The 19,014-nt window shown below is 49.6% G+C and carries 20 protein-coding genes and 1 tRNA gene; 15 read left to right on the top strand and 6 right to left on the bottom strand.

What is annotated here, in order from left to right:
* Window positions 1-87 precede the first annotated feature (87 nt).
* Genes JVX88_RS01885 through JVX88_RS01865 form a run of 5 tightly spaced genes read left to right on the top strand, consistent with a single transcriptional unit; the run spans window position 88 to window position 3,539 of the window.
* A complete protein-coding gene (locus JVX88_RS01885; protein WP_211625218.1) occupies window positions 88-639 on the top strand; it encodes an ArsI/CadI family heavy metal resistance metalloenzyme in 552 nt (183 codons plus the stop codon).
* Between the two features lie 11 nt (window positions 640-650).
* Window positions 651-1,820 carry a trans-sulfuration enzyme family protein gene (locus JVX88_RS01880; RefSeq protein WP_211625216.1) on the top strand — a complete coding sequence of 390 codons (1,170 nt, stop codon included), beginning with the start codon at window positions 651-653 and terminating at the stop codon, window positions 1,818-1,820.
* A gap of 17 nt (window positions 1,821-1,837) precedes the next feature.
* A complete protein-coding gene (locus JVX88_RS01875; RefSeq protein ID WP_211625215.1) occupies window positions 1,838-2,425 on the top strand; it encodes a hypothetical protein in 588 nt (195 codons plus the stop codon).
* A gap of 3 nt (window positions 2,426-2,428) precedes the next feature.
* Entirely contained in the window at window positions 2,429-3,100 is a 672-nt protein-coding gene (locus JVX88_RS01870; protein WP_211625213.1) for an aquaporin, read from the top strand.
* Complete coding sequence (locus JVX88_RS01865; protein ID WP_211625211.1) at window positions 3,093-3,539, top strand: arsenate reductase ArsC; 447 nt, start codon at window positions 3,093-3,095, stop codon at window positions 3,537-3,539. The genes JVX88_RS01870 and JVX88_RS01865 overlap by 8 nt, the downstream gene beginning before the upstream one ends.
* A 107-nt stretch (window positions 3,540-3,646) precedes the next feature.
* Here JVX88_RS01865 and JVX88_RS01860 read toward each other — a convergent pair whose 3' ends face one another.
* The 3 genes from JVX88_RS01860 to JVX88_RS01850 form a co-directional block, all read right to left on the bottom strand.
* Window positions 3,647-4,651, bottom strand: a complete 1,005-nt coding sequence (locus tag JVX88_RS01860; protein WP_211625209.1) for an AAA family ATPase — start codon at window positions 4,649-4,651, stop codon at window positions 3,647-3,649.
* 51 nt (window positions 4,652-4,702) lie between these two features.
* Window positions 4,703-4,882, bottom strand: a complete 180-nt coding sequence (locus JVX88_RS01855) for a hypothetical protein (RefSeq protein WP_211625207.1) — start codon at window positions 4,880-4,882, stop codon at window positions 4,703-4,705.
* 184 nt (window positions 4,883-5,066) lie between these two features.
* The gene (locus JVX88_RS01850) at window positions 5,067-6,674 is read right to left on the bottom strand and encodes a serine/threonine-protein kinase (RefSeq protein ID WP_211625205.1); all 1,608 of its coding nucleotides are present in this window, start codon (window positions 6,672-6,674) and stop codon (window positions 5,067-5,069) included.
* A 146-nt stretch (window positions 6,675-6,820) separates the two neighbouring features.
* Between JVX88_RS01850 and JVX88_RS01845 the strand changes: the two genes are divergently transcribed.
* The 8 genes from JVX88_RS01845 (at window position 6,821) to rplT (ending at window position 12,825) form a co-directional block, all read left to right on the top strand.
* Window positions 6,821-7,774 carry a formimidoylglutamase gene (locus tag JVX88_RS01845; RefSeq protein WP_211625203.1) on the top strand — a complete coding sequence of 318 codons (954 nt, stop codon included), beginning with the start codon at window positions 6,821-6,823 and terminating at the stop codon, window positions 7,772-7,774.
* A complete protein-coding gene (locus JVX88_RS01840) occupies window positions 7,775-8,089 on the top strand; it encodes a DUF4286 family protein (protein ID WP_211625201.1) in 315 nt (104 codons plus the stop codon).
* Between the two features lie 56 nt (window positions 8,090-8,145).
* Window positions 8,146-8,220, top strand: a tRNA-Val gene (locus JVX88_RS01835).
* Between the two features lie 97 nt (window positions 8,221-8,317).
* Window positions 8,318-9,103 carry an STAS/SEC14 domain-containing protein gene (locus tag JVX88_RS01830; protein ID WP_211625199.1) on the top strand — a complete coding sequence of 262 codons (786 nt, stop codon included), beginning with the start codon at window positions 8,318-8,320 and terminating at the stop codon, window positions 9,101-9,103.
* Window positions 9,104-9,438: 335 nt separating this feature from the next.
* Window positions 9,439-11,409 (top strand): threonine--tRNA ligase, encoded by a 1,971-nt coding sequence (thrS, locus tag JVX88_RS01825; protein WP_211625198.1) that lies wholly within the window; start codon window positions 9,439-9,441, stop codon window positions 11,407-11,409.
* Between the two features lie 27 nt (window positions 11,410-11,436).
* Window positions 11,437-12,120, top strand: a complete 684-nt coding sequence (infC, locus tag JVX88_RS01820; protein ID WP_211628602.1) for a translation initiation factor IF-3 — start codon at window positions 11,437-11,439, stop codon at window positions 12,118-12,120.
* Between the two features lie 22 nt (window positions 12,121-12,142).
* The gene (rpmI, locus tag JVX88_RS01815; RefSeq protein ID WP_211625196.1) at window positions 12,143-12,346 is read left to right on the top strand and encodes a 50S ribosomal protein L35; all 204 of its coding nucleotides are present in this window, start codon (window positions 12,143-12,145) and stop codon (window positions 12,344-12,346) included.
* A 101-nt stretch (window positions 12,347-12,447) separates the two neighbouring features.
* Window positions 12,448-12,825, top strand: coding sequence for a 50S ribosomal protein L20 (gene rplT, locus JVX88_RS01810; protein ID WP_211625194.1), 378 nt, complete (start codon window positions 12,448-12,450; stop codon window positions 12,823-12,825).
* Window positions 12,826-12,902: 77 nt separating this feature from the next.
* Here the strand turns inward: rplT and JVX88_RS01805 are convergent, their stop codons facing one another.
* Genes JVX88_RS01805 through tdh form a run of 3 tightly spaced genes read right to left on the bottom strand, consistent with a single transcriptional unit; the run spans window position 12,903 to window position 15,588 of the window.
* On the bottom strand, window positions 12,903-13,349 hold the full coding sequence (locus tag JVX88_RS01805) for a nuclear transport factor 2 family protein (RefSeq protein WP_211625192.1): 447 nt from the start codon (window positions 13,347-13,349) through the stop codon (window positions 12,903-12,905).
* 20 nt (window positions 13,350-13,369) lie between these two features.
* Complete coding sequence (locus JVX88_RS01800) at window positions 13,370-14,551, bottom strand: glycine C-acetyltransferase (RefSeq protein ID WP_211625190.1); 1,182 nt, start codon at window positions 14,549-14,551, stop codon at window positions 13,370-13,372.
* 2 nt (window positions 14,552-14,553) lie between these two features.
* The gene (gene tdh, locus JVX88_RS01795) at window positions 14,554-15,588 is read right to left on the bottom strand and encodes an L-threonine 3-dehydrogenase (RefSeq protein ID WP_211625188.1); all 1,035 of its coding nucleotides are present in this window, start codon (window positions 15,586-15,588) and stop codon (window positions 14,554-14,556) included.
* Between the two features lie 131 nt (window positions 15,589-15,719).
* On the opposite strand from tdh, the gene JVX88_RS01790 reads away from it, so the two are divergent.
* Window positions 15,720-16,811 (top strand): phenylalanine--tRNA ligase subunit alpha, encoded by a 1,092-nt coding sequence (locus tag JVX88_RS01790; protein WP_211625186.1) that lies wholly within the window; start codon window positions 15,720-15,722, stop codon window positions 16,809-16,811.
* Complete coding sequence (gene pheT, locus JVX88_RS01785) at window positions 16,808-18,931, top strand: phenylalanine--tRNA ligase subunit beta (RefSeq protein WP_211625185.1); 2,124 nt, start codon at window positions 16,808-16,810, stop codon at window positions 18,929-18,931. The genes JVX88_RS01790 and pheT overlap by 4 nt, the downstream gene beginning before the upstream one ends.
* The last annotated feature ends 83 nt before the right edge of the window (window positions 18,932-19,014 follow it).

The raw sequence follows: 19,014 nt of genomic DNA, 5'->3' as shown, positions 1-19,014 counted from the left end.
TTGCTTGACATTGTACCCAGCAGGGTATATATTCGCTTTAACATATATGTAAAAGCATATATGATTATATAAATGGAGAGTCAAGCAATGCCTGAAAATAAAGTCACATACCTTAAACCGCATATATCTATCAACGTCAAAAATATCAGTGAAAGCGTTGATTTTTATTCAAAGCTCTTTGGGGTGGAACCAATGAAGTTCATTGAAAGCAAAGCCGCTGATGAAGAGAATACAAAACCACGAATGGGTTACGCGAAGTTCGATCTCGCCGAGCCGCCGATCAATTTTGTGCTTAACGAACTGCCCTATACAAAGGGCGGTTCGCTTTCGCATCTTGGACTGCAAGTAGCAACGACGGAAGATGTACTCAAGATCCGTGAACGCTGGATCGCTGCGGGATTGATGACCGTCGATGAGATGAAGGTCGATTGCTGTTATGCCCTTCAGGATAAGACGTGGGCCCGTGATCCTGACGGAAATGAATGGGAGGCCTTCGTTGTTCTTGAGAATACGGAACCGACGGATGAGGCCTGTGCGTGCGGCTCAAAGGTTGAACACTCGGAGCTTTCAACCGAAGCCTGTTGCACACCGGGTCAAAAGGCTACTACCATTGCAGCTACAAACAAACCTTGTTGCTGATCGGAGACTCAATGAGCAAATATTCCTTTCTGACCACGTCAGTTCACGCTGGCGAAGACCGAGATAAGCATTTCGGAGCGGTTTCCGTGCCAATCTATCCAGCATCGGTCTTCGCCTTTAATGATGCCGATGAGGGTATCGCGATCCATAATTATGAAAAGCCCGGCTATTTCTATGGGCGGCTCGGCAATCCAACAGTTGATGTACTTGAGCGCGCAATGGCCAAGCTCGAGAACGGAGAGTCTGCTTTGGCTCTCGCTTCCGGGATGGCGGCGATCTCTGCCGCGACATTCACCTTAGCTGCAGCCGGCGATCATATCGTCGCTCCGGCATCAATGTACTCAACAACGACGAACTTTTTGAATCACATTAAAGAACGATTCGGAATCGAGACTTCTTACGTAGATGCGACGAATGCTGAGAATTATGCTGCCGCTATTCGCTCAAATACAAAGCTGCTATGGATCGAAACTCCCTCCAACCCGCTTGTCAACATTACGGACATCGCCGCCGTCGCATCGATCGCGAAGGCCGCCGGAGTTGCTACTGTTGTAGATAACACCTTTGCAACACCATACAATCAGCAGCCGTTGGAACTAGGTGCCGACCTGGTGATTCACAGTGCGACAAAATATCTTGGTGGGCACAGCGACCTCACAGCCGGAGTCATCGTTGGGAACCAGGGACTTATCGAGAAAGCCCGTCATAGCGCAGCGAAGTACTACGGCGGAAACATTGCTCCACAGGTTGCGTGGCTAGTGCTCCGTGGTATTAAGACCCTGGCATTGCGGATGGAACGCCACAACTCTAACGCTCTTGAGTTGGCAGGATCAATCGCCGAGCATCCGAAGGTTAAAGGGGTTTATTATCCCGGACTCGAACATCATCCGCATCACCACACAGCTAAAACGCAAATGCACGGTTTCGGTGGGATCCTAGGCGCTGATCTCGGATCGGCCGAAGCCGCCAAGAATTTTGTAAACAAGCTAAAGGTCTGTACCTTTGCAACATCGCTGGGCGGTGTTGAAACACTTGTGCAGCCTGTAGCTCTTATGACCCACGCATCTCTGTCGCCAGACGAGCGGGCACGTGCAGGAATTTCGGACGGTCTTTTGCGTATCTCGGTCGGCATCGAGGCAATAAATGATATTTGGCAAGACGTATATAATGCATTAAATTAACGGAGGCAATTCTACAAATGGAACATCTGGTAACGCTTGGATTCGTATTCTTGAATCTGTTTATGATCGTCGGTTCGGTAGATCTTTTTTATTACCACCTTTGGAAGTACAAACTTCATACTCGTCCCGAATCGCGCTATGAGCACAAGCTGCATATGGCATTCGCTTTTTTGATGGTGCCGATAGGCTACTTTCTCTATTACCAGAATCTTGGCGGAATCGGACTTTGGGTGGCTCTCTTTCTTGTTATTGCGGCCCTCGGAATAGAAATGCTTGACGTCTTTTCAGAAAACTCCAGCCGTGCGTCGCTCGGCGGACTGACTACAGGCGAATACTCTCTCCACGTTACAACAACGATACTGAAAGTCGCATCGTTTGCATTTATGTTCGCTTCGAAACCGCTATATGCCTGGAGCCTCTCTGCTTCGGCACCGCTTCCGGCATACGGGGCGATGGGTGAAATGATCGCGATAAAGGTAATGGTGGGAAGCTTATTGGTAGGAGTTCTTCATGCAGCTCTCCTGAATAAACGGTTTGCAGATGTCGCGAGATGCGAAACGATCGGACGCCTTGTGGGCTGCCGAACTTCTTGCTGTACCCAATAGACCATGACCTTAACACGTAAACTCGCATCAGAGTTCATCGGAACGCTGGGTTTGGTAGCTATTGTAGTGGGCTCCGGCATCATGGCTGAGCGATTGTCCGCGGGCAATGATGCCGTCGCCCTTCTTGGAAATTCGATCGCGACCGGCGCGGGGCTTTTCGTGCTCATATATGGCTTTAGTAATATATCAAACGCCCACTTCAATCCGGCGGTAACTATAGCAGATATGATCAGACGCCGACTAGCCCCTTCAACCGGCGCGGCATATATCTCTGCTCAGATATCTGGCGGGATATGTGGAACTATGATCGCAAATCTGATGTTCACATTACCCATCGTGAATATGTCATCCAAGCTTCGTGCCGGGGGCGGCCAGTTTTTGGGGGAGTTTGTGGCGACCTTTGGGCTGATAGCGGTCATAAGGCTTGGTGTAAGGTTTCATCCCAACCTGGTTGGAGCTTTGGTCGCGCTTTACATAACTGCTGCTTACTGGTTCACTAGTTCGACCTCATTTGCAAACCCTGCGGTAACTATCGCCAGGACTTTATCAAACACATTTGCCGGCATCGCGCCCGAAAGTGTACCGCCATTCATTGTCGCCCAACTTCTCGGAATGGTCAGCTCCCTACTTTTTACGGAATGGATATTCGCAGACGGAGACCAAACAAATGACTAAACAAAGCATTCTTGTCCTGTGTACCGGCAACTCTGCAAGATCACAGATGGCGGAGGGCTTGATCAGAGATCAACATGGCGATCGATTCATAGTTCACAGCGCCGGAACTCGGCCAAGTATCGTTCGCCCGGAAGCTATCCGCGTAATGTCCGAGATCGGGATCGATATTTCCGATCATCGCTCAAAATCTGTTGATGAGTTCACAGATCGGCCGATAGATATCGTGCTAACAGTGTGCGACAATGCTCGCGAGACTTGCCCCTATTTCCCCGGAGCAGCGAAGATCATCCATCGTTCCTTTGAGGATCCTGCCGAAGCTACCGGGGACGAAGATGTGAGGCTTGAAGCTTTTCGACACGCAAGGGATCAAATATTAGATTTTACTCAGAATGAATTTGTTCGATTGATAATAGAAGACGGCCGGAACGCAGATGGTTAACGGGAGCTTCGTCGTAGTTGATCTAAACCACTTTGCTGTGATCTAAATAATGGGAAAGGGCCATCGCGGCCCTTTTTCAGACATCACGGAAGTACAATAGTCCCGTTTCAAGATTCGTCACTTTCGCCCTTTGACCTGCTCATCTGTGGAACAGCCGAGGCCTGAGGAAGCGGCATTCCGGCGGCATCCGATTTGACCAATGGTTCGCTTGGGATAGTCTCCGGCTCATTCTCGCTCAATATCATCTTGCCCGAGTGCTTTGTAAAGGTCAGCTTCGAACTCTCAGCCTCAAAACCGACCGCAACAAAATCACCGGTTTCGATCTGCTGTGTCGCGACAAGATTTGAGAGCGGGTAAACAAGAAAACGCTCGATCGCTCGCTTTAGATGGCGAGCACCATATTTCAGATCGATGCCCTCTCCGAGCAAAAATTCCTTCGCTTCATCTGAGCATTCAAAGACGAACTTGGTCCCGGCAGAATCAGTGATTCGGTCCTGAACAGCTCGCAGTTCTATGTCCAAGATCTTTCTTAGGTGGTGTTCCTTAAGGCTTCGAAAGACGACCACCTTATCGATCCGGTTCATAAACTCCGGGGAGAATTTCCGCTTGGCAGCTTCGAGTGCCGTACGATAGATCTTCGTGTCGATCTCTGTATCTTCCTGGGGTTTCCCCTGTTTTGCAGGTGCGAAGCCGATACCGCCTGAGATCATGTCAGACATCTCTCGGGCACCGAGATTGGACGTCATTATCACGATCGTATTCGAGAAATCGACACGTCTGTTATCGCCCAGCGTAAGGGTTGCCTTATCAAGAATTCCAAGAAGCAACTGCCAGAGCGAATCTGAGGCCTTCTCGATCTCATCGAACAGAACGAAAGTTAGCTTTGTATCTTCCGTATGAGCCTTGTCCAAATTCTCCTGGGTCAGCATAGGCGATGTTTCGCGATGTCCGAGATATCCGGGCGGCGAACCTATCAACTTTGCGATCTCATGAGAATGTTGAAATTCGGCACAATCGATCTTGACAACGGCATGTGGGTCGTTAAAAAGAACCTCTGTGGCGGCCTCCACAACACGAGTTTTTCCTGAACCTGTGGGCCCTAGAAAAAGCATTGGATCCCCAAGCCCAATAATCCCAGAACCCAAGCCCAGGTCCCCGACTTCTTACGCCCAGGCTGCATACTGAACTGCACCGGTGGACTGTTCCATCCCTGTGGCGAGACCGCGGGTGAGGTTGGCTGTGTGGTCGAAACTGCCGGTGACGTCGGCAGAGGATTTTGCATCATCACCGTCTCCGGCAGGTCGGAGCTTGCTAGCGTTAGCACCGAACCATCGTCTAGACAAAAGTTAAGACCATCATCAGGATAGGATTTTTTGCAAGTTGGACAGATTTTCATCTGATTCTAAAAGACATCCAATCATCAGGATCTAAAAGACAGGACATTATACCGATTTTTCGTCCACGATGGTATTTACGGAATTCCATTTGAAGCAGTTCAAAATAAAAAGGCACTTCAGAATCAAACATCTATGCCATTGAGCCACCGCATCGACCACAGAACTTGATGTGCGGGGGAAAACTCATGCCGCAACGTCGGCAGATCCGCTCCGCTTGCGGAGGTACCGTCGGATTGCTGGGTGGTGATGTCGCATGAAGCGTTGCGGTTCCGGGCGAGATGCTAAGCCCGCAACGACCACAGAATCGCGCATTCATCGCAAGCGGTGCCGCGCATCGCGGACATGGAAATGTGTTTGGGACATCTCCAGGCGTTATCAAAACAAACGATCGATTGCCGCACCTTCCGCAAAATTTTGCACCTTCCGCGAACCGGGAATTGCAGTTTGTGCAAGCAACGATCCCAGGCATCAGACTTGACCTGTGTCCGCTGCTTCCGGTGCCTTGAGAAGGTGAGGGTTGACTGGAAGCTTCGCGTTCGGCACGGAGCTGGGCCTGGATCACCTGTTCATCGGCACCTTCACGAATGTGGATAACGCGCTCATCGTCACGTTCGCCCTGTTTGGAGACGCGCAGGATATGTTGCCCCGCGGGAACATCGTTAAGCACAACACGCCCCGACCGACCTATGCTGCCTTTGCGTTCGTCATTTATATAAACCTCTGCACCTGCCGGCGCCATTATTATCAGTCGCGAATGACGGCTGCTTTTGTTCTCGTCGTAATTCCTTGCAGCTTCTTCAAGGTCCTCGATCCATTCGATCACGTTCGAATGTCGGGCTGAAGGTTCGATCTCAAGAGATCGCATTATCACTTGTTCGATGCTGGAAGGAATGTCTGATCTTATAGTTGAAAGCGGCGGCGGCTTGTGCATTATTTTTTGCATAACAAGCTGCATCATGTCTCCGCTAAATGGCGTTTTACCAGCCAGCATCAGATATGCGATCGTGCTAAGCGCATAAATGTCAGCCCTAACATCGACACCGACCTCCGGCTGCATCTGCTCAGGCGACATGAACTCCGGCGTCCCGATGATGCCCCGTGACGACGGTGTCGCATTGGAACTAAAATCCGTTACGGTCTGGTTAACGATCTTCGCAAGACCAAAATCACCTACTTTTATGAAACCGTCGCCCTTGCCTTTCTGTAAAATAAAGATATTTGCGGGTTTCAAGTCACGATGTAAAATACCGATCTCATGTGCGGCATCAACACCATCAGCGATCTGCCTCAATAACCTGACTGCACGCTTTACCGGCAGAGTACCTTCCCGACGCAACAAACGGTGGAGCGTTTCCCCTTCAACAAACTCCATCACTAGATAAAACACACCGTCGCCGGATTCTCCGAAATCCGTTACGCTCACTGTATTCGGGTGCTGTATAGATGCCGCCGCCTGGGCTTCTCGTTCAAAACGAGCTATCGCTTCGCCTTCTTGAAGATCGTCGCTTGACAGAATATCTTGGCGAACCGTCTTTACTGCGACCTTTCGCGCCGCAAACTTATTGTCGTTTGCAAGATAGACCTGTCCCATCGCCCCCTTGCCGAGCCGTCGAAGGAGTAGATAGCGACTTTCAAGAAGTTGTGGGCCGGGAAGCGAAAATCGCGTCGGCGTGTCATCCTGTGGACATACCGGGATCTCATCAGGATAGCACGCTTCACATTTCGGGCATTCTTTCATCGCTGAGCAAAGTTAAGCCAGTAAACTAATCGAGAACATCATAAGAGAATATACCTAAGAATCGAAATGTAGCTCGTTACATAAGTATTCGTCTCATTGCATTAATGTTTGACTATTGAAAGGAATCGGAAAAGAATAGTGCGGTAATGACCAGCATTTTCGAGCTCACAACAAGACCCGCAGAGGAACTTTTCTTTTCTCGCGGCGATCGGAATGACCCCCGGCTCGGCGAGACCGTCGGACGAACTGAACAAGATTACGAAAAGGCGGAAATTGTCATCCTAGGTTGTCCGCAGGATGAGGGCGTTCGGAGAAATAATGGCCGCGAAGGAGCTGCCCTCGCTCCATTCAAGATCCGGGAACAGTTCTATAAATTGACCACTTTCAATATCAATGGAGCGATCGTTGACATTGGTGATGTGAAGATCGCAGACACACTTGAGAAAACTCACGAAACGCATTTTGAGATCGTCAAACAAGCGCTTTCAGACGGCAAAAAACTTATCGTCATCGGCGGCGGTAATGATGTAAGTTATCCGGACGGAAAAGCGATGAGCGAGGTGTTCGGCGTTCGCAATTGGATCGCTATCAACGTTGATGCTCAGCTTGATGTGAGGCTTGCCGAGCAGCGGAATAGCGGCACGCCTTATAGGCAATTGCTGGACGAAGAACTATTGCTACCGCGGTACTTCTACGAGGTCGGTTTTCAATCGCATTTTTGCTCACCGATCTATTATGAATATATTCGTTCGCTTGGCGTGCACCGAATAAGCCTTGAACTGCTTCGCAGCCGGAGCGAACCCGATCAGGAAATAAAAGAACAGATCAGGCAGAATTTTATCAATCACAGCTCTTCAATGAGCACATTCTTTGGCTTTGATCTGGACGTTGTTCGTTCTTCGGATGCGCCGGGAACGTCAGCACCTTCGCCACTCGGTTTACGTGCAGGCGAGTTCATTCAGCTTGTGAAGTACGCGGCATCGCTCGCGAACACAAAGCTGATCGAATTCAGCGAGGTAAATCCGAAATATGACGCGGACGACCGCACCACAAAACTGGTTGCGATAGCGATGCATAGATTCTGCTCGGGAGCCGTTTAGATGATGGATTCGAACCAGATCTTGTATGAGGTCACAGTTACGGTCAGTGTGGAAATCGATGGGGCGTTCAGGAAATATATGGTCGAAAAGCATATTAAAGAAGTTATTGATACGGGATACTTCCTCTCAGCCACTTTTGCACGCATCGTGAATGGTAAATATCGCACGAGCTATGTCGCCGCTGATCAAGTCGCCCTTAACAAGTATTTTGCTGAACACGCAGATAGGCTCCGAGCAGATTTTAATGAACATTTTCCTAATGGTGTCTCGATCTACCGTGAAGAGTGGTTAGTCCTCCACCACATTGCCAGTTAACTTGACTTTGCCCTCTTACGTTTGGCATCTTTTAAGTTCGCCCTTTGGGCACGCGTAGGCACTTAGCTCAGTGGTAGAGCACTACCTTGACACGGTAGGGGTCAGCAGTTCAACTCTGCTAGTGCCTACCATTTTCACTTTAAATCCAAGTTTTCCTTCTCCTTGTTTACAACCTACCGAACTTCTATCTGTATAAATGCGTATGTATAGATATTCGGAGGTGTCATAATGATCGAGATACTAGAATCGCCAGACCATCTTGTTGCAATGAAGATCTCAGGCAGTATTACAGCCGAAGATATCGATCGTGCCTACAAAGCGACCGAAGGTGCTCTTAAGAACAGCGATAGAGTGTCGTTCTTTGCCGAGATTGGAGATTCCCTCTCTTTTACTATTGAAGGCCTGCTGAAGGATCTATGGGAAGCCGTTGGACATATCGGTCAAATGTCGAAATATTACCGCGCGGCTGTGGTCACCGATAAAAGCTGGATCGGAGCCGCAGCCAGGCTTGAGGGCCTCGTATTTTCTAACATCGATGTACGTGTGTTCACTCCTAATGAGCGAGCGAAAGCATTCGGTTGGGCCTCTGCCACACCGCCGGCACTCAAGGCACCGGAGCCCCCGCAGCCGTCAATACATCTGCTCCATACAAATAGTTCGAACGTGATCGCTTGGGAAATTGACGGACGTATCCGCGAGCAAGATATCAAAACAGCGGTCGAGCATATAAAACCGCTATTTGAGAAAGAAGGCAAGATCAATGCGTTAGTTCGGATCAAAAATTACGGTGGATTTGATCTCCTTGCTGTGCTTGATGATGACCTCATAAAACTCAAGTTCAAGTCCGCATCGAAGATCGAAAAATACGCTATCGTCGGAGGTGCCCCTTGGATGCGCAACTTTCTCGAATTGATGAATGGCGTTGTTGCCACTGAGATCAAAGTGTTTGACACATACGAAGAGGAAAGGGCTTGGGAATGGGTCGGTGCTCAGCAGGCTGCATTGCCTGAATAGTCCCATTTTGGCTTGCTTTTGCCCTTATTGAGCTATATAATTTTGTGCTTTGGTAATTAGCGGCTAAGCACAAACTTGGCCGCTACAATTTTCGATAAGATGCTTTCGAAGAACTTTGCTGTTTTTACAACTACTACGACCCGCTTCTAATGGCGGAACATCTGCGGTCCTTAACCAGACAGCAACGCAAAGTCGCTCTTATCGGATCTGATCTAGTTAAGTAGTAGAAATTGTTGATTGGCTAGTGCTAAACGGTTAGGCGAGAGAAAGAGCCGCTCTGCATATTGCTTTTTCTCAGACGGAACACGACCGCAGCAATAACAATCGACAAGTTTATGAGCGAAATAAATATAAAGTTTGGTGAGAGCACCCGCTCGATCCCTGCACCTGCTTCCGTCGCAGACGCCATTAAGGCGTTTGATCGTGACGCGATCAAGCGCGCACTTGCGGCGAAGGTAAATGGTGAAGAGGTCGATCTTAACAGGCAGCTTGATGCCTGCGACGAGGTGCTTTCGATCGAGCCGATCACTGCAGAGGATCGTGCGGGGCTTGAGCTGATCCGACATTCGACGGCTCATCTTCTCGCTGCTGCAATTCTTGATCTTTTCCCAGGCACCAAGCTTGGTGTCGGCCCGGCGCTAATGGATGATCCAAGATATGGTTTTTTCTACGACGTGATCGCTCCGCGTATGTTGACCGATGAAGATCTTCCGGTCATCGAAAAACGAATGCGGGAGATGGCGAAACGCAATCTGCCATATCGTCGCGAAGACGTAGAAAAAGCAAAGATTCTGGATATTTTTCGCAAGCGCGAAGAGCCGCTCAAATGCGAACTTATCGCCGAGAAAGTAGAAGGAACTGCCAGTATCTACTATATTGATAATTCCCCGTTCATAGATTTTTGTCTTGGGCCGCACGTTCCGCATACCGGGAAATTGAAGGCCTTCAAGCTGCTTGCGGTCTCAGGAGCTTATTGGAAAGGCGATGCTGAGCGCGAGCAAATGCAGCGGATCTACGGGACGGCGTTTGCAACCCAAGAAGAACTCGACGCATGGCTGAAACAACGCGAAGAAGCCGAAAAGCGCGATCATCGCAAGCTTGGAAAGGAACTTGATCTTTTCTCAATTCAGGAAGAGTTTGGTCAGGGACTTATCTTCTTTCACCCAAAAGGAGGAATTGTCCGAAAAGAGATGGAAGATTATCTCCGTGATGAACTTGTAAAACGTGGCTATGGAATGGTCTTTACGCCCCACATAGCCAAACGGCAACTTTGGCAAACATCCGGACATGAAGAAAATTACTCCGATAATCTTTTTGAGCCGATAGGCCTTCCTGAATGGTTTGGTGAAGAAACAGAATTTCGGCTGAAGCCGATGAACTGCCCTTTCCATATCGGCATATTCAGATCGCATAAGCGTTCTTACAGGGAATTGCCGCTGCGTTATGCCGAACTCGGCACGGTTTACAGGGCTGAACTCTCCGGCACGCTTCACGGGCTGATGCGTGTACGCGGTTTCACGCAGGACGACGCGCACATCTTTTGTATGCCGTCGCAGATAGTTGATGAGATCGGAGCCTGCGTAGATTTTGCATACGACGTTTTTCGAACGTTCGGGTTCGAGAAATTCAAGGTAGAACTTTCCGTCCGTGGAGAAGCTGATAATAAAGGCTACCTCGGCTCGGATAAAGATTGGGTCGATGCCGAAAACGCCTTAGTACAAGCTTTGAAAGGCCGGGAGATACCTTACGAACGCATAGAGGGTGAAGCTGCCTTTTATGGTCCGAAGATAGACATCAAAGTCGAAGATTCTATCGGGAGGCTGTGGCAGTTGACGACCGTACAATTCGACTTTAATTTACCGGAACGATTTCAACTTGAATACATCGGTGAGGACAATCAGCCACATCGGCCCTTAATGGTCCACAGAGCTCTCTATGGTTCTGTCGAGCGATTTTTTGGCGTATTAGTCGAGCATTTTGCCGGAGCCTTCCCGCTTTGGCTCGCTCCGGTTCAGGTTACCGTTCTTCCGATAACTGATCGGATAAACGATTATGCATTGTCTGTCTCTGATACGCTTCATAATGCGGGTTTTCGTGTTGAGACCAACACTAAGTCTGATAAGATCGGTGCAAAGATCAGGGATGCTCAATTGCAGAAGGTCCCGTACATGTTGATCCTTGGCGACAAGGAATTGGAAGAGAAAAAGGTAGCCGTCAGGGAGCGGCGACAGGGCGACATCGGACAGATGCCGCTGGAGGAGTTCCTGGAGATGATCACACAGCAGAAATTGCTGCGTGCGCTCTAGGATCGCAATTGACCATAGGAGGTTTATATCGCAAGAGGATTTGGACGAAGGAATTTTAAGCCGCGATTTCGCGAGCCGCTACACCGAACTAACGAACGAATAAGAGTTCCCTCAGTTCGTGTCGTAACGGAGGATGGAGAAGCACTTGGCATTATGGATGTTCGCGACGCGATCGCGAAAGCCAGAGAAATTGGTGTTGACCTTGTCGAGATCGCCCCAAAGGCGCAGCCGCCTGTTTGCAAGCTAATAGATTACGGCAAGTTTCTTTATGAACAAAAGAAACGCGCCCATGAAGCAAAGAAGAAACAGGTAAAAGTTCAGGTCAAAGAGATCAAGTTTCGACCGGGAACGGATGAACATGACTACAGCTACCGGATGAAACACGCTCGTGAGTGGCTGGAAGGTGGCGACAAGGTAAGAGCTGCTATAGCTTTCCGCGGACGCGAAATGACCCACAGGGAGCTTGGTGCAGAGATCTTGAAAAAACTTACTGCGGATCTGGAAGATGTTGCCGAAGTCGAGGTGGCGCCAAAAATGGAAGGCTACCAAATGTTCACCATCTTCAACCCGAAAAAAACAAAGATTGCCGACGCTAAGAAGTCCTCAGAGAAGGCACATAAAACCGATGATCCGGACAATGACAAGCCAAACAAAGAAGGAAGAAAGAAGCCGGAGCCGGTGATCGAAAGAGACGACGACGAGATATTTTGAGATGTTCATTTAGGAGAGAGTTATGCCAAAACTAAAAACACACAAGGGAGCAGCAAAGCGTTTTCGCTCGACAGCGTCGGGAAAGTTCAAACGCGGCCATTCGCATGCTCGCCATATTTTGACCAAGAAGACCAATAAACGTAAACGCAATCTTGACATCGATACCTTGGTATCCGAAGGCGACCAGAAGCGCGTCGAAAAGATGTTGCCTTACGGAAGGGACTAAGTAATTTTGGATTTTAGATTTCGGATTCTAGATGGATCGCGTGGTTGCGTTGAATATGTAATTTCGCACTCCTCATTCTGAATTCCGCATTTGGAGGAATTATGCCTAGAGCAAAACGTGGTAACAAGCGTCTTGAGAAACGCAAAAAGATATTGGCCTTAGCCAAAGGGTATCGTGGAACAAAGTCAAAGCTTTACCGTTCGGCTAAGGAATCGGTCGAACGTGCATTGAATTTTGCATACACCGGCCGCAAGCTGAAGAAGCGTGATTTCCGTAAGCTGTGGATCGTCCGCATCAATGCTGCCTGCCGGCTGAATGATATGAAGTATTCGCAGTTCATGCATGGCCTGAGCCTTGCCGGCATCGATCTCGACCGCAAATCGCTCGCAGATATCGCAGTCAAACAGCCGGAGACATTTACAGCGATCGCTTCACAAGCCAAAGCTGCAATAGATAATAAACCGCAACCGACAGCCTAGTTGCTTATTTAAGTGCCAACAACGCCACGGAGTCTTCTAATATCTCTGTGGCGTTGTTTGATTTGAATTTCACCCTATTAGCTTGAACTCGGTTGGATCTGGACACAGTGTTCAGATAAAAGCTTCCACGTACCCTTTGACCTTACAAACACCTGACCGCACCGCTGGTCATCATTGATCTCGGTCTCACCATATTTCCCTTTTCCTTTCCAACGGCTACTAACAATGACGGTATTGCCTTCACGAAATGCTTTGATCTCGCTTCGCTCAGCAAAAGTTAGAACGTAATCAGGGGAGCGGAGAAAATTCAACATCTCGTGGCGATGTAAGAGGCCGCCTCTGGAGGAAAAATAAACATATTCGGGCACTAGAAAACGCTGTACGACCTCAATGTCCTTTTTATTCCATGCTATATCGTAATCAGCAACCGCTTTTAGAACCTCAGCTATGCGGCCATCATTAACCTGGGCGTTAACAGAATAGAACAAAACAAACAAGACAACTAGAAATTGGATCCTTCTCATAGTAAGCCAGTACGACCAAATTAAATACCAAGTTCCTCTTTTGCCTCGGCAAATTTCTCGATCGCAAAGTCGAGATCTTCTTTCGAATGGGCAGCCGATACCTGTGTTCTGATGCGGGCTTTGCCTTTCGGCACCACAGGAAACGAAAATGGAATTACGTACACGCTTTTTTCGAGTAGCAATTCTGCCATCTTAACTGCGGGTTGGGCTTCGCCAAACATTACAGGAACGATCGGATGTTCGCCGGGCAACACTTCCAATCCGATGGACGTGATCTTGTCTCGAAAATACTTTGTGTTGTCCATCAGCTTGTCGCGAAGCTCCGTTGACGCGTTAAGCAGATCGATTGCCGCAATAGACGCGGCTACGATGGGCGGTGCGACTGAGTTTGAGAATAGATAAGGTCGAGAACGCTGTCTTAAGAGTTCAATTATCTCCTTTCTGCCGCTCGTATAGCCGCCGCTGGCTCCGCCAAGTGCCTTGCCCAACGTACCCGTGATCACATCAATGCGATCCATCACGCCGCAGTGCTCGTGAGTCCCCTTGCCGTGCTTTCCCATAAAGCCGACGGCGTGTGAGTCATCGACCATCACAAGAGCATTGTACTTTTCCGCGAGGTCGCATATTTCACCAAGCTTGGCAATATAGCCGTCCATCGAGAATACGCCGTCCGTGGCGATCATCTTGAATCTGGCAGCCTTTGCTTCCTCGAGTTTTGCTTCGAGATCCGCCATGTCGCTGTTCTTGTAGCGGAACCGTTGTGCCTTGCACAGCCGAATGCCATCGATAATGCTGGCATGGTTAAGTTCATCCGAGATGACAGCATCATCTTCGCCCAGCAGCGTCTCGAACAGGCCGCCGTTCGCGTCGAAACAGCTGGTGTAAAGTATCGTGTCCTCGGTTCCAAGAAACTCGCTGATCTTGCGTTCTAGCTCTTTGTGAATCGCCTGGGTACCGCAGATAAACCGCACCGACGACAGTCCATAGCCCCATTCGTCCAGCGATTTCCTCGCCGCCTCGACGATCGCCGGATGATCGCTTAGGCCGAGATAATTGTTCGCGCACATGTTGAGCACTGAATTGCCGCCCACGTCGATCCGTGCATCCTGCGGCCCGTCGATCACACGCTCCGATTTATAAAGCCCGGCGTTCCGAATATCATCGATGGTGTTTTGTAAATAGTCTTTGAACATTCCGTACATAGCTATATTTCCTCAAAATCCAAAACAACCTTGCCGCAGTTTCCTTCTCGGATGGCTTCGAAGCCTTGTTCGAAGTCTTTGTAGGAATAGCGGTGGGTGACGACGGGCGAGATGTCGACGCCGGCGTCGAGCAGGTTGGACATTTGGTACCAGGTCTCGTACATCTGGCGGCCGTAGATGCCTTTTATCGTGATCATGTTAAAGATGACGGTCTTCCAATCGATGGCGAACTGCTCGGCCGGAATGCCGAGAAAAGCGATCTTGCCGCCGTGGAACATGTTCGCGAGCATGTCCTTGAAGGCCGCAGGAACGCCGGACATCTCCATACCGACGTCGAAGCCTTCTTTCATGCCCAATTCTTTCTGGACGTCTTTGATCGAGGTCTTGCTTACATCGACGGCCCTTGTAACGTGGCCCATCTTTTCGGCGAGTTCGAGGCGAAAGGGGTTTACATCCGTGATAACGATGTTGCGCGCACCGGCGTGCTTCGCGACCGCGGCTGCCATGATACCGATCGGGCCGGCTCCGGTGATGAGAACGTCTTCACCGAAAACCTCGAATTCAAGCGCCGTGTGAACGGCGTTGCCAAACGGGTCAAAGATCGCGGCAACGTCGAGATCGATCCCGGGCTTATGCTTCCAGATGTTGGTGTAAGGAACGGCGATGAACTCGGCGAATCCGCCGTTGGTGTTCACGCCAACTCCGGTTGTATTGGCACACAGAGCTCGTTTGCCCGCCATACAGTTGCGGCAGCGGCCACAGACCAAATGGCCTTCGACACTGACGATGTCGCCGGCCTGAAAGTCAACGACATTCGAGCCGACGTCAACGATCTCGCCGACGAACTCGTGGCCGATGGTCGTTGGCACCTTGATCGTCGCCTGCGCCCACGCATCCCAGTTGTAGATGTGCAGGTCAGTGCCGCAGATACCGCCTCGCTTTACGCGGATCAGTACGTCATTTATACCTATTTCAGGCTCCGGAACGTCTTCTATCCACAATCCGGGCTCAGCTTTGCTTTTTACGATCGCTTTCATATGTTGTGAAAAACAAGCGATTATCTTAGCAAAGTTTTTTCGACTGACAGAGCAGACAGAGCCTGCTGAGATTTGCCGTAACTTTTGCCCCTGTTACAATAACGGTTTGCGGAACTTCCGCCGTTCACTTGATGCAAGACGAAAGAAACCAACTTGACGATATACGAGCGTCCTTCTTTGATGAGTTCGGTCACCTCGCTGATGTTAGTGTTGACGGGATTCGTTTGGAAGACGCGGAAAGACTACTCAAGCTTGCCAACGAACTAAAGATCAAACATACCGGCAAAAAATCGCCTATTGCAGCCGCAAAGAAGCTGATCGGGAAAGTCGCTCCCGAAAATAGAAGTGAATTTGGCAAACTTACACAGCAACTAGAAAGTGAGATCCTAGCTGCGATCGAAAGTGCTGAGACACGGCTGGGAAAGCGAATCTCAGATCTAAAGATCGAGCGCGAACGTTTAGACGTAACGATCCCCGGACGGCGGCCGCGAACCGGACATCTACACCCGATAACGATCCTGCGGCAAAGGATCGAGGACATTTTCGTCTCTATGGGCTATGCCATAGAAGATGACCGCGAGATCGAGACTGACTACTACAATTTCGACGCTCTGAACATTCCGGAAGGTCATCCTGCTCGCGAATCGCAAGACACGTTTTACACGACCGATGGTTTTGCACTACGTTCACAAACATCGACCGTACAGATCCGTGCGATGGAACGCCGCGGAGTGCCGCTCCGTGTAATTGCCCCCGGCCGGGTATTTCGCCGCGACACGCCGGACATGACGCATACGCCGATGTTCCATCAGATCGAAGGCCTTTGTGTCGATAAAGGCATCACGATGGCCCATCTGAAAGGAACGGTCACCGAATGGCTGAAAAGATTATTTGGTGAAGACACGGTAACGCGTTTCCGCCCGTCATACTTCCCTTTTGCAGAGCCTTCGGCCGAGTTTGATTTCTCTTGTTTCGTCTGCCACGGTTCAGGCACATTGAACGGTCATCGCTGCCGTCCTTGCAAAGGATCGGGCTGGATCGAACTTGGCGGATCAGGAATGGTTCACCCAAACGTACTGCGAGCAGTCCGCGTCGATCCGCAAATCTATTCGGGATTTGCCTTCGGCTTTGGTCTTGAACGAATGGCTGCTTTGTTATTTAACATCGACGACATCCGGCATATGTTCGAAAACGACGTTAGATTTTTGGAGCAGTTTAGATGAATATCAGCTTTAACTGGCTCAAGGAGCTTATCAATATTAGACTGTCGGCCGAAGAGACAGCCAAGGCATTGACGCGCGTCGGGTTGGCGGTCGAAGGCATTCATCCGCATAAAGATGATCTCATTCTCGACATCGATCTGACGTCAAATCGCCCCGATTGCCTTTCACATCGCGGTGTTGCGAGAGAGCTCCAGGCGATAACCGGGGATCATTTAGGCGCAGAGACGCAGCGAAGCGGAGTTGATGCATCCTCTCCGACTGTGGACGCGATCCCTTATCCTGCCGCGCTAGCCGCTGAGTTCGTGCAGATCGAGAATCCAGAACTTTGCCATCGGTTCACGGCAAGAATTATCAAAGACGTCAAGATCGGACCGTCGCCGCAGTGGCTGATCGATCGTCTAGAGGCACTTGGCGAACGATCTATAAACAATGTCGCGGACATAACTAATTATGTAATGCTCGAACTCGGCCAGCCAATGCACGCATTCGATCTTGATAAGTTGGCGGAGAACCGCATAATTGTCCGGACCGCAAGACCCGGTGAAACTATAAAGACACTAGACGAGGTCGATCGAAAACTGGACGAAACAATGCTTGCGATATGCGATGCTGAGAAACCGGTGGCGATCGCCGGTGTTATGGGCGGTTTCGACAGCGGCATTACCGAATCTACGATCAATGTTCTTCTAGAAGTTGCATATTTTAAACGTGAGAGCATTCGTGCCACGTCGCGCAAATTAAATCTTGCAACTGAAGCAAGTTATCGCTTCGAACGTGGTGTGGACATTAACAATCTGATCCGTGCATCCAACCGTGCCACTGAGCTGATCTGCGAATTGGCTGGCGGCACAGCCGATAGCATTATTGATACTTATCCCACTCATGCGGAGGTGATCTCGGTTTCGTCGCCTGATATTTCGTCAGCCACGAAACGCCTGACCGGGCTCGAGGTCAGCTTGGTCGAATGCTCACGCATCCTTTCGGCGCTTGGGATCGAAGAAGAACCTAATAAAGACAAAGATCGTGACCTGCGTTCGGCTGTGTTCTCAGTTCCTTCCTGGCGGTATGATGTTGCTTTAGAGGAGGATCTCGTCGAAGAGATAGCTCGGCATTTTGGATACGAGAATATCAAAGATGAACTACCGCCGGCCTACGGAGCGGGTGAGTATCAGCCGACGGAAGACCGCGAAAGAAGGATCCGCACCATACTTTCCGATCTCGGCTTTGACGAGGCCCTTTCATATAGCTTCATAGACGCCAAGTATGACGGCAGGTTTGAGCTGATCAAAGGATTGGTAAACGACGACCTTTCGGAGCCATTCGTTACACTTCGGGATTCCGTTATTGAAGGTGCCGTCCGAATGCGTCCGACGTTATTGCCCGGGCTGCTTGAAGCAGTACGGCTGAATTTCAATCATCAACGCCGCGATCTGGGGCTTTTTGAGATAGGCAAGACATTTTTTGCCGTCGGCGACGGTGGACTACCCAAGGAAAGGAAGCTTTTTACAATGGTCATAACCGGTAGCGAGATATTTGAAGGTCGTGAGACGCCGGGTAAGCCAGTTGATTTTTACGATATAAAAGGAGCCTTGGAAGCCGCTCTTTCGGGCGCGGGTGTATTTGAACTTGAGTATAGACCTGACGAGATCCAACACCTCCAAAACGGTCAATCGGCATCTGTTTGGATTCATGGAAGTCAAATTGGCAGCATTGGCAGGCTGAATGAGGAAATCTGCAGCGATTATAAATTTAAGCAAGCCATATATGTTGCTGAGATCGATCTTGAGGCGGTCCTTTCGCAGAAGGCGGATCAGGCCATTTACACGCCTTTACCTCGCTTTCCTGCGATCGTACGCGATGTTTCGTTTGCGGTAAGCAGGGGAATCACATTCGCCGATATTCGCGATGCCGCGTTGTCGGAAAGACCGGAGATTCTGGAAGGTGTTGGATTCGTGGATATTTACGAGGGTAAGGGTATCGACGATGATAAGCGGTCGCTTACTATCAGATTCATCTATAGAAGTCATGAACGCACACTTGCCGAGACAGATGTAGATTCCGTTCATAGCGAACGAGTGGCTTTGATCGAGAAAATGATCGGGATCCGACAAAGATTTTAGTGTCTGCATCGACACTCACTTGAAGTTTTTTTTAAAAGGATTGATAATCGTTTCCACTAACGATTTCGATCAGGCATCAAACG

The sequence above is a fragment of the Leptolyngbya sp. 7M genome, from assembly GCF_018128485.1.
Note: the sequence above shows the minus strand (reverse complement) of the source record. Positions and strands in the feature narration are given on the sequence as shown.

Coding starts and splice junctions, on each gene's coding strand:
- tdh (WP_211625188.1), bottom strand. CDS start 15,588: ATGAAAGCGATCGTAAAAAGCAAAGCTGAGCCCGGATTGTGGATAGAA.
- rplT (WP_211625194.1), top strand. CDS start 12,448: ATGCCTAGAGCAAAACGTGGTAACAAGCGTCTTGAGAAACGCAAAAAG.
- pheT (WP_211625185.1), top strand. CDS start 16,808: ATGAATATCAGCTTTAACTGGCTCAAGGAGCTTATCAATATTAGACTG.
- JVX88_RS01875 (WP_211625215.1), top strand. CDS start 1,838: ATGGAACATCTGGTAACGCTTGGATTCGTATTCTTGAATCTGTTTATG.
- JVX88_RS01870 (WP_211625213.1), top strand. CDS start 2,429: ATGACCTTAACACGTAAACTCGCATCAGAGTTCATCGGAACGCTGGGT.
- JVX88_RS01845 (WP_211625203.1), top strand. CDS start 6,821: ATGACCAGCATTTTCGAGCTCACAACAAGACCCGCAGAGGAACTTTTC.
- rpmI (WP_211625196.1), top strand. CDS start 12,143: ATGCCAAAACTAAAAACACACAAGGGAGCAGCAAAGCGTTTTCGCTCG.
- JVX88_RS01805 (WP_211625192.1), bottom strand. CDS start 13,349: ATGAGAAGGATCCAATTTCTAGTTGTCTTGTTTGTTTTGTTCTATTCT.
- JVX88_RS01800 (WP_211625190.1), bottom strand. CDS start 14,551: ATGTACGGAATGTTCAAAGACTATTTACAAAACACCATCGATGATATT.
- JVX88_RS01885 (WP_211625218.1), top strand. CDS start 88: ATGCCTGAAAATAAAGTCACATACCTTAAACCGCATATATCTATCAAC.
- JVX88_RS01850 (WP_211625205.1), bottom strand. CDS start 6,674: ATGAAAGAATGCCCGAAATGTGAAGCGTGCTATCCTGATGAGATCCCG.
- JVX88_RS01880 (WP_211625216.1), top strand. CDS start 651: ATGAGCAAATATTCCTTTCTGACCACGTCAGTTCACGCTGGCGAAGAC.
- thrS (WP_211625198.1), top strand. CDS start 9,439: ATGAGCGAAATAAATATAAAGTTTGGTGAGAGCACCCGCTCGATCCCT.
- JVX88_RS01830 (WP_211625199.1), top strand. CDS start 8,318: ATGATCGAGATACTAGAATCGCCAGACCATCTTGTTGCAATGAAGATC.
- JVX88_RS01790 (WP_211625186.1), top strand. CDS start 15,720: ATGCAAGACGAAAGAAACCAACTTGACGATATACGAGCGTCCTTCTTT.
- JVX88_RS01840 (WP_211625201.1), top strand. CDS start 7,775: ATGATGGATTCGAACCAGATCTTGTATGAGGTCACAGTTACGGTCAGT.
- JVX88_RS01865 (WP_211625211.1), top strand. CDS start 3,093: ATGACTAAACAAAGCATTCTTGTCCTGTGTACCGGCAACTCTGCAAGA.
- JVX88_RS01860 (WP_211625209.1), bottom strand. CDS start 4,651: ATGCTTTTTCTAGGGCCCACAGGTTCAGGAAAAACTCGTGTTGTGGAG.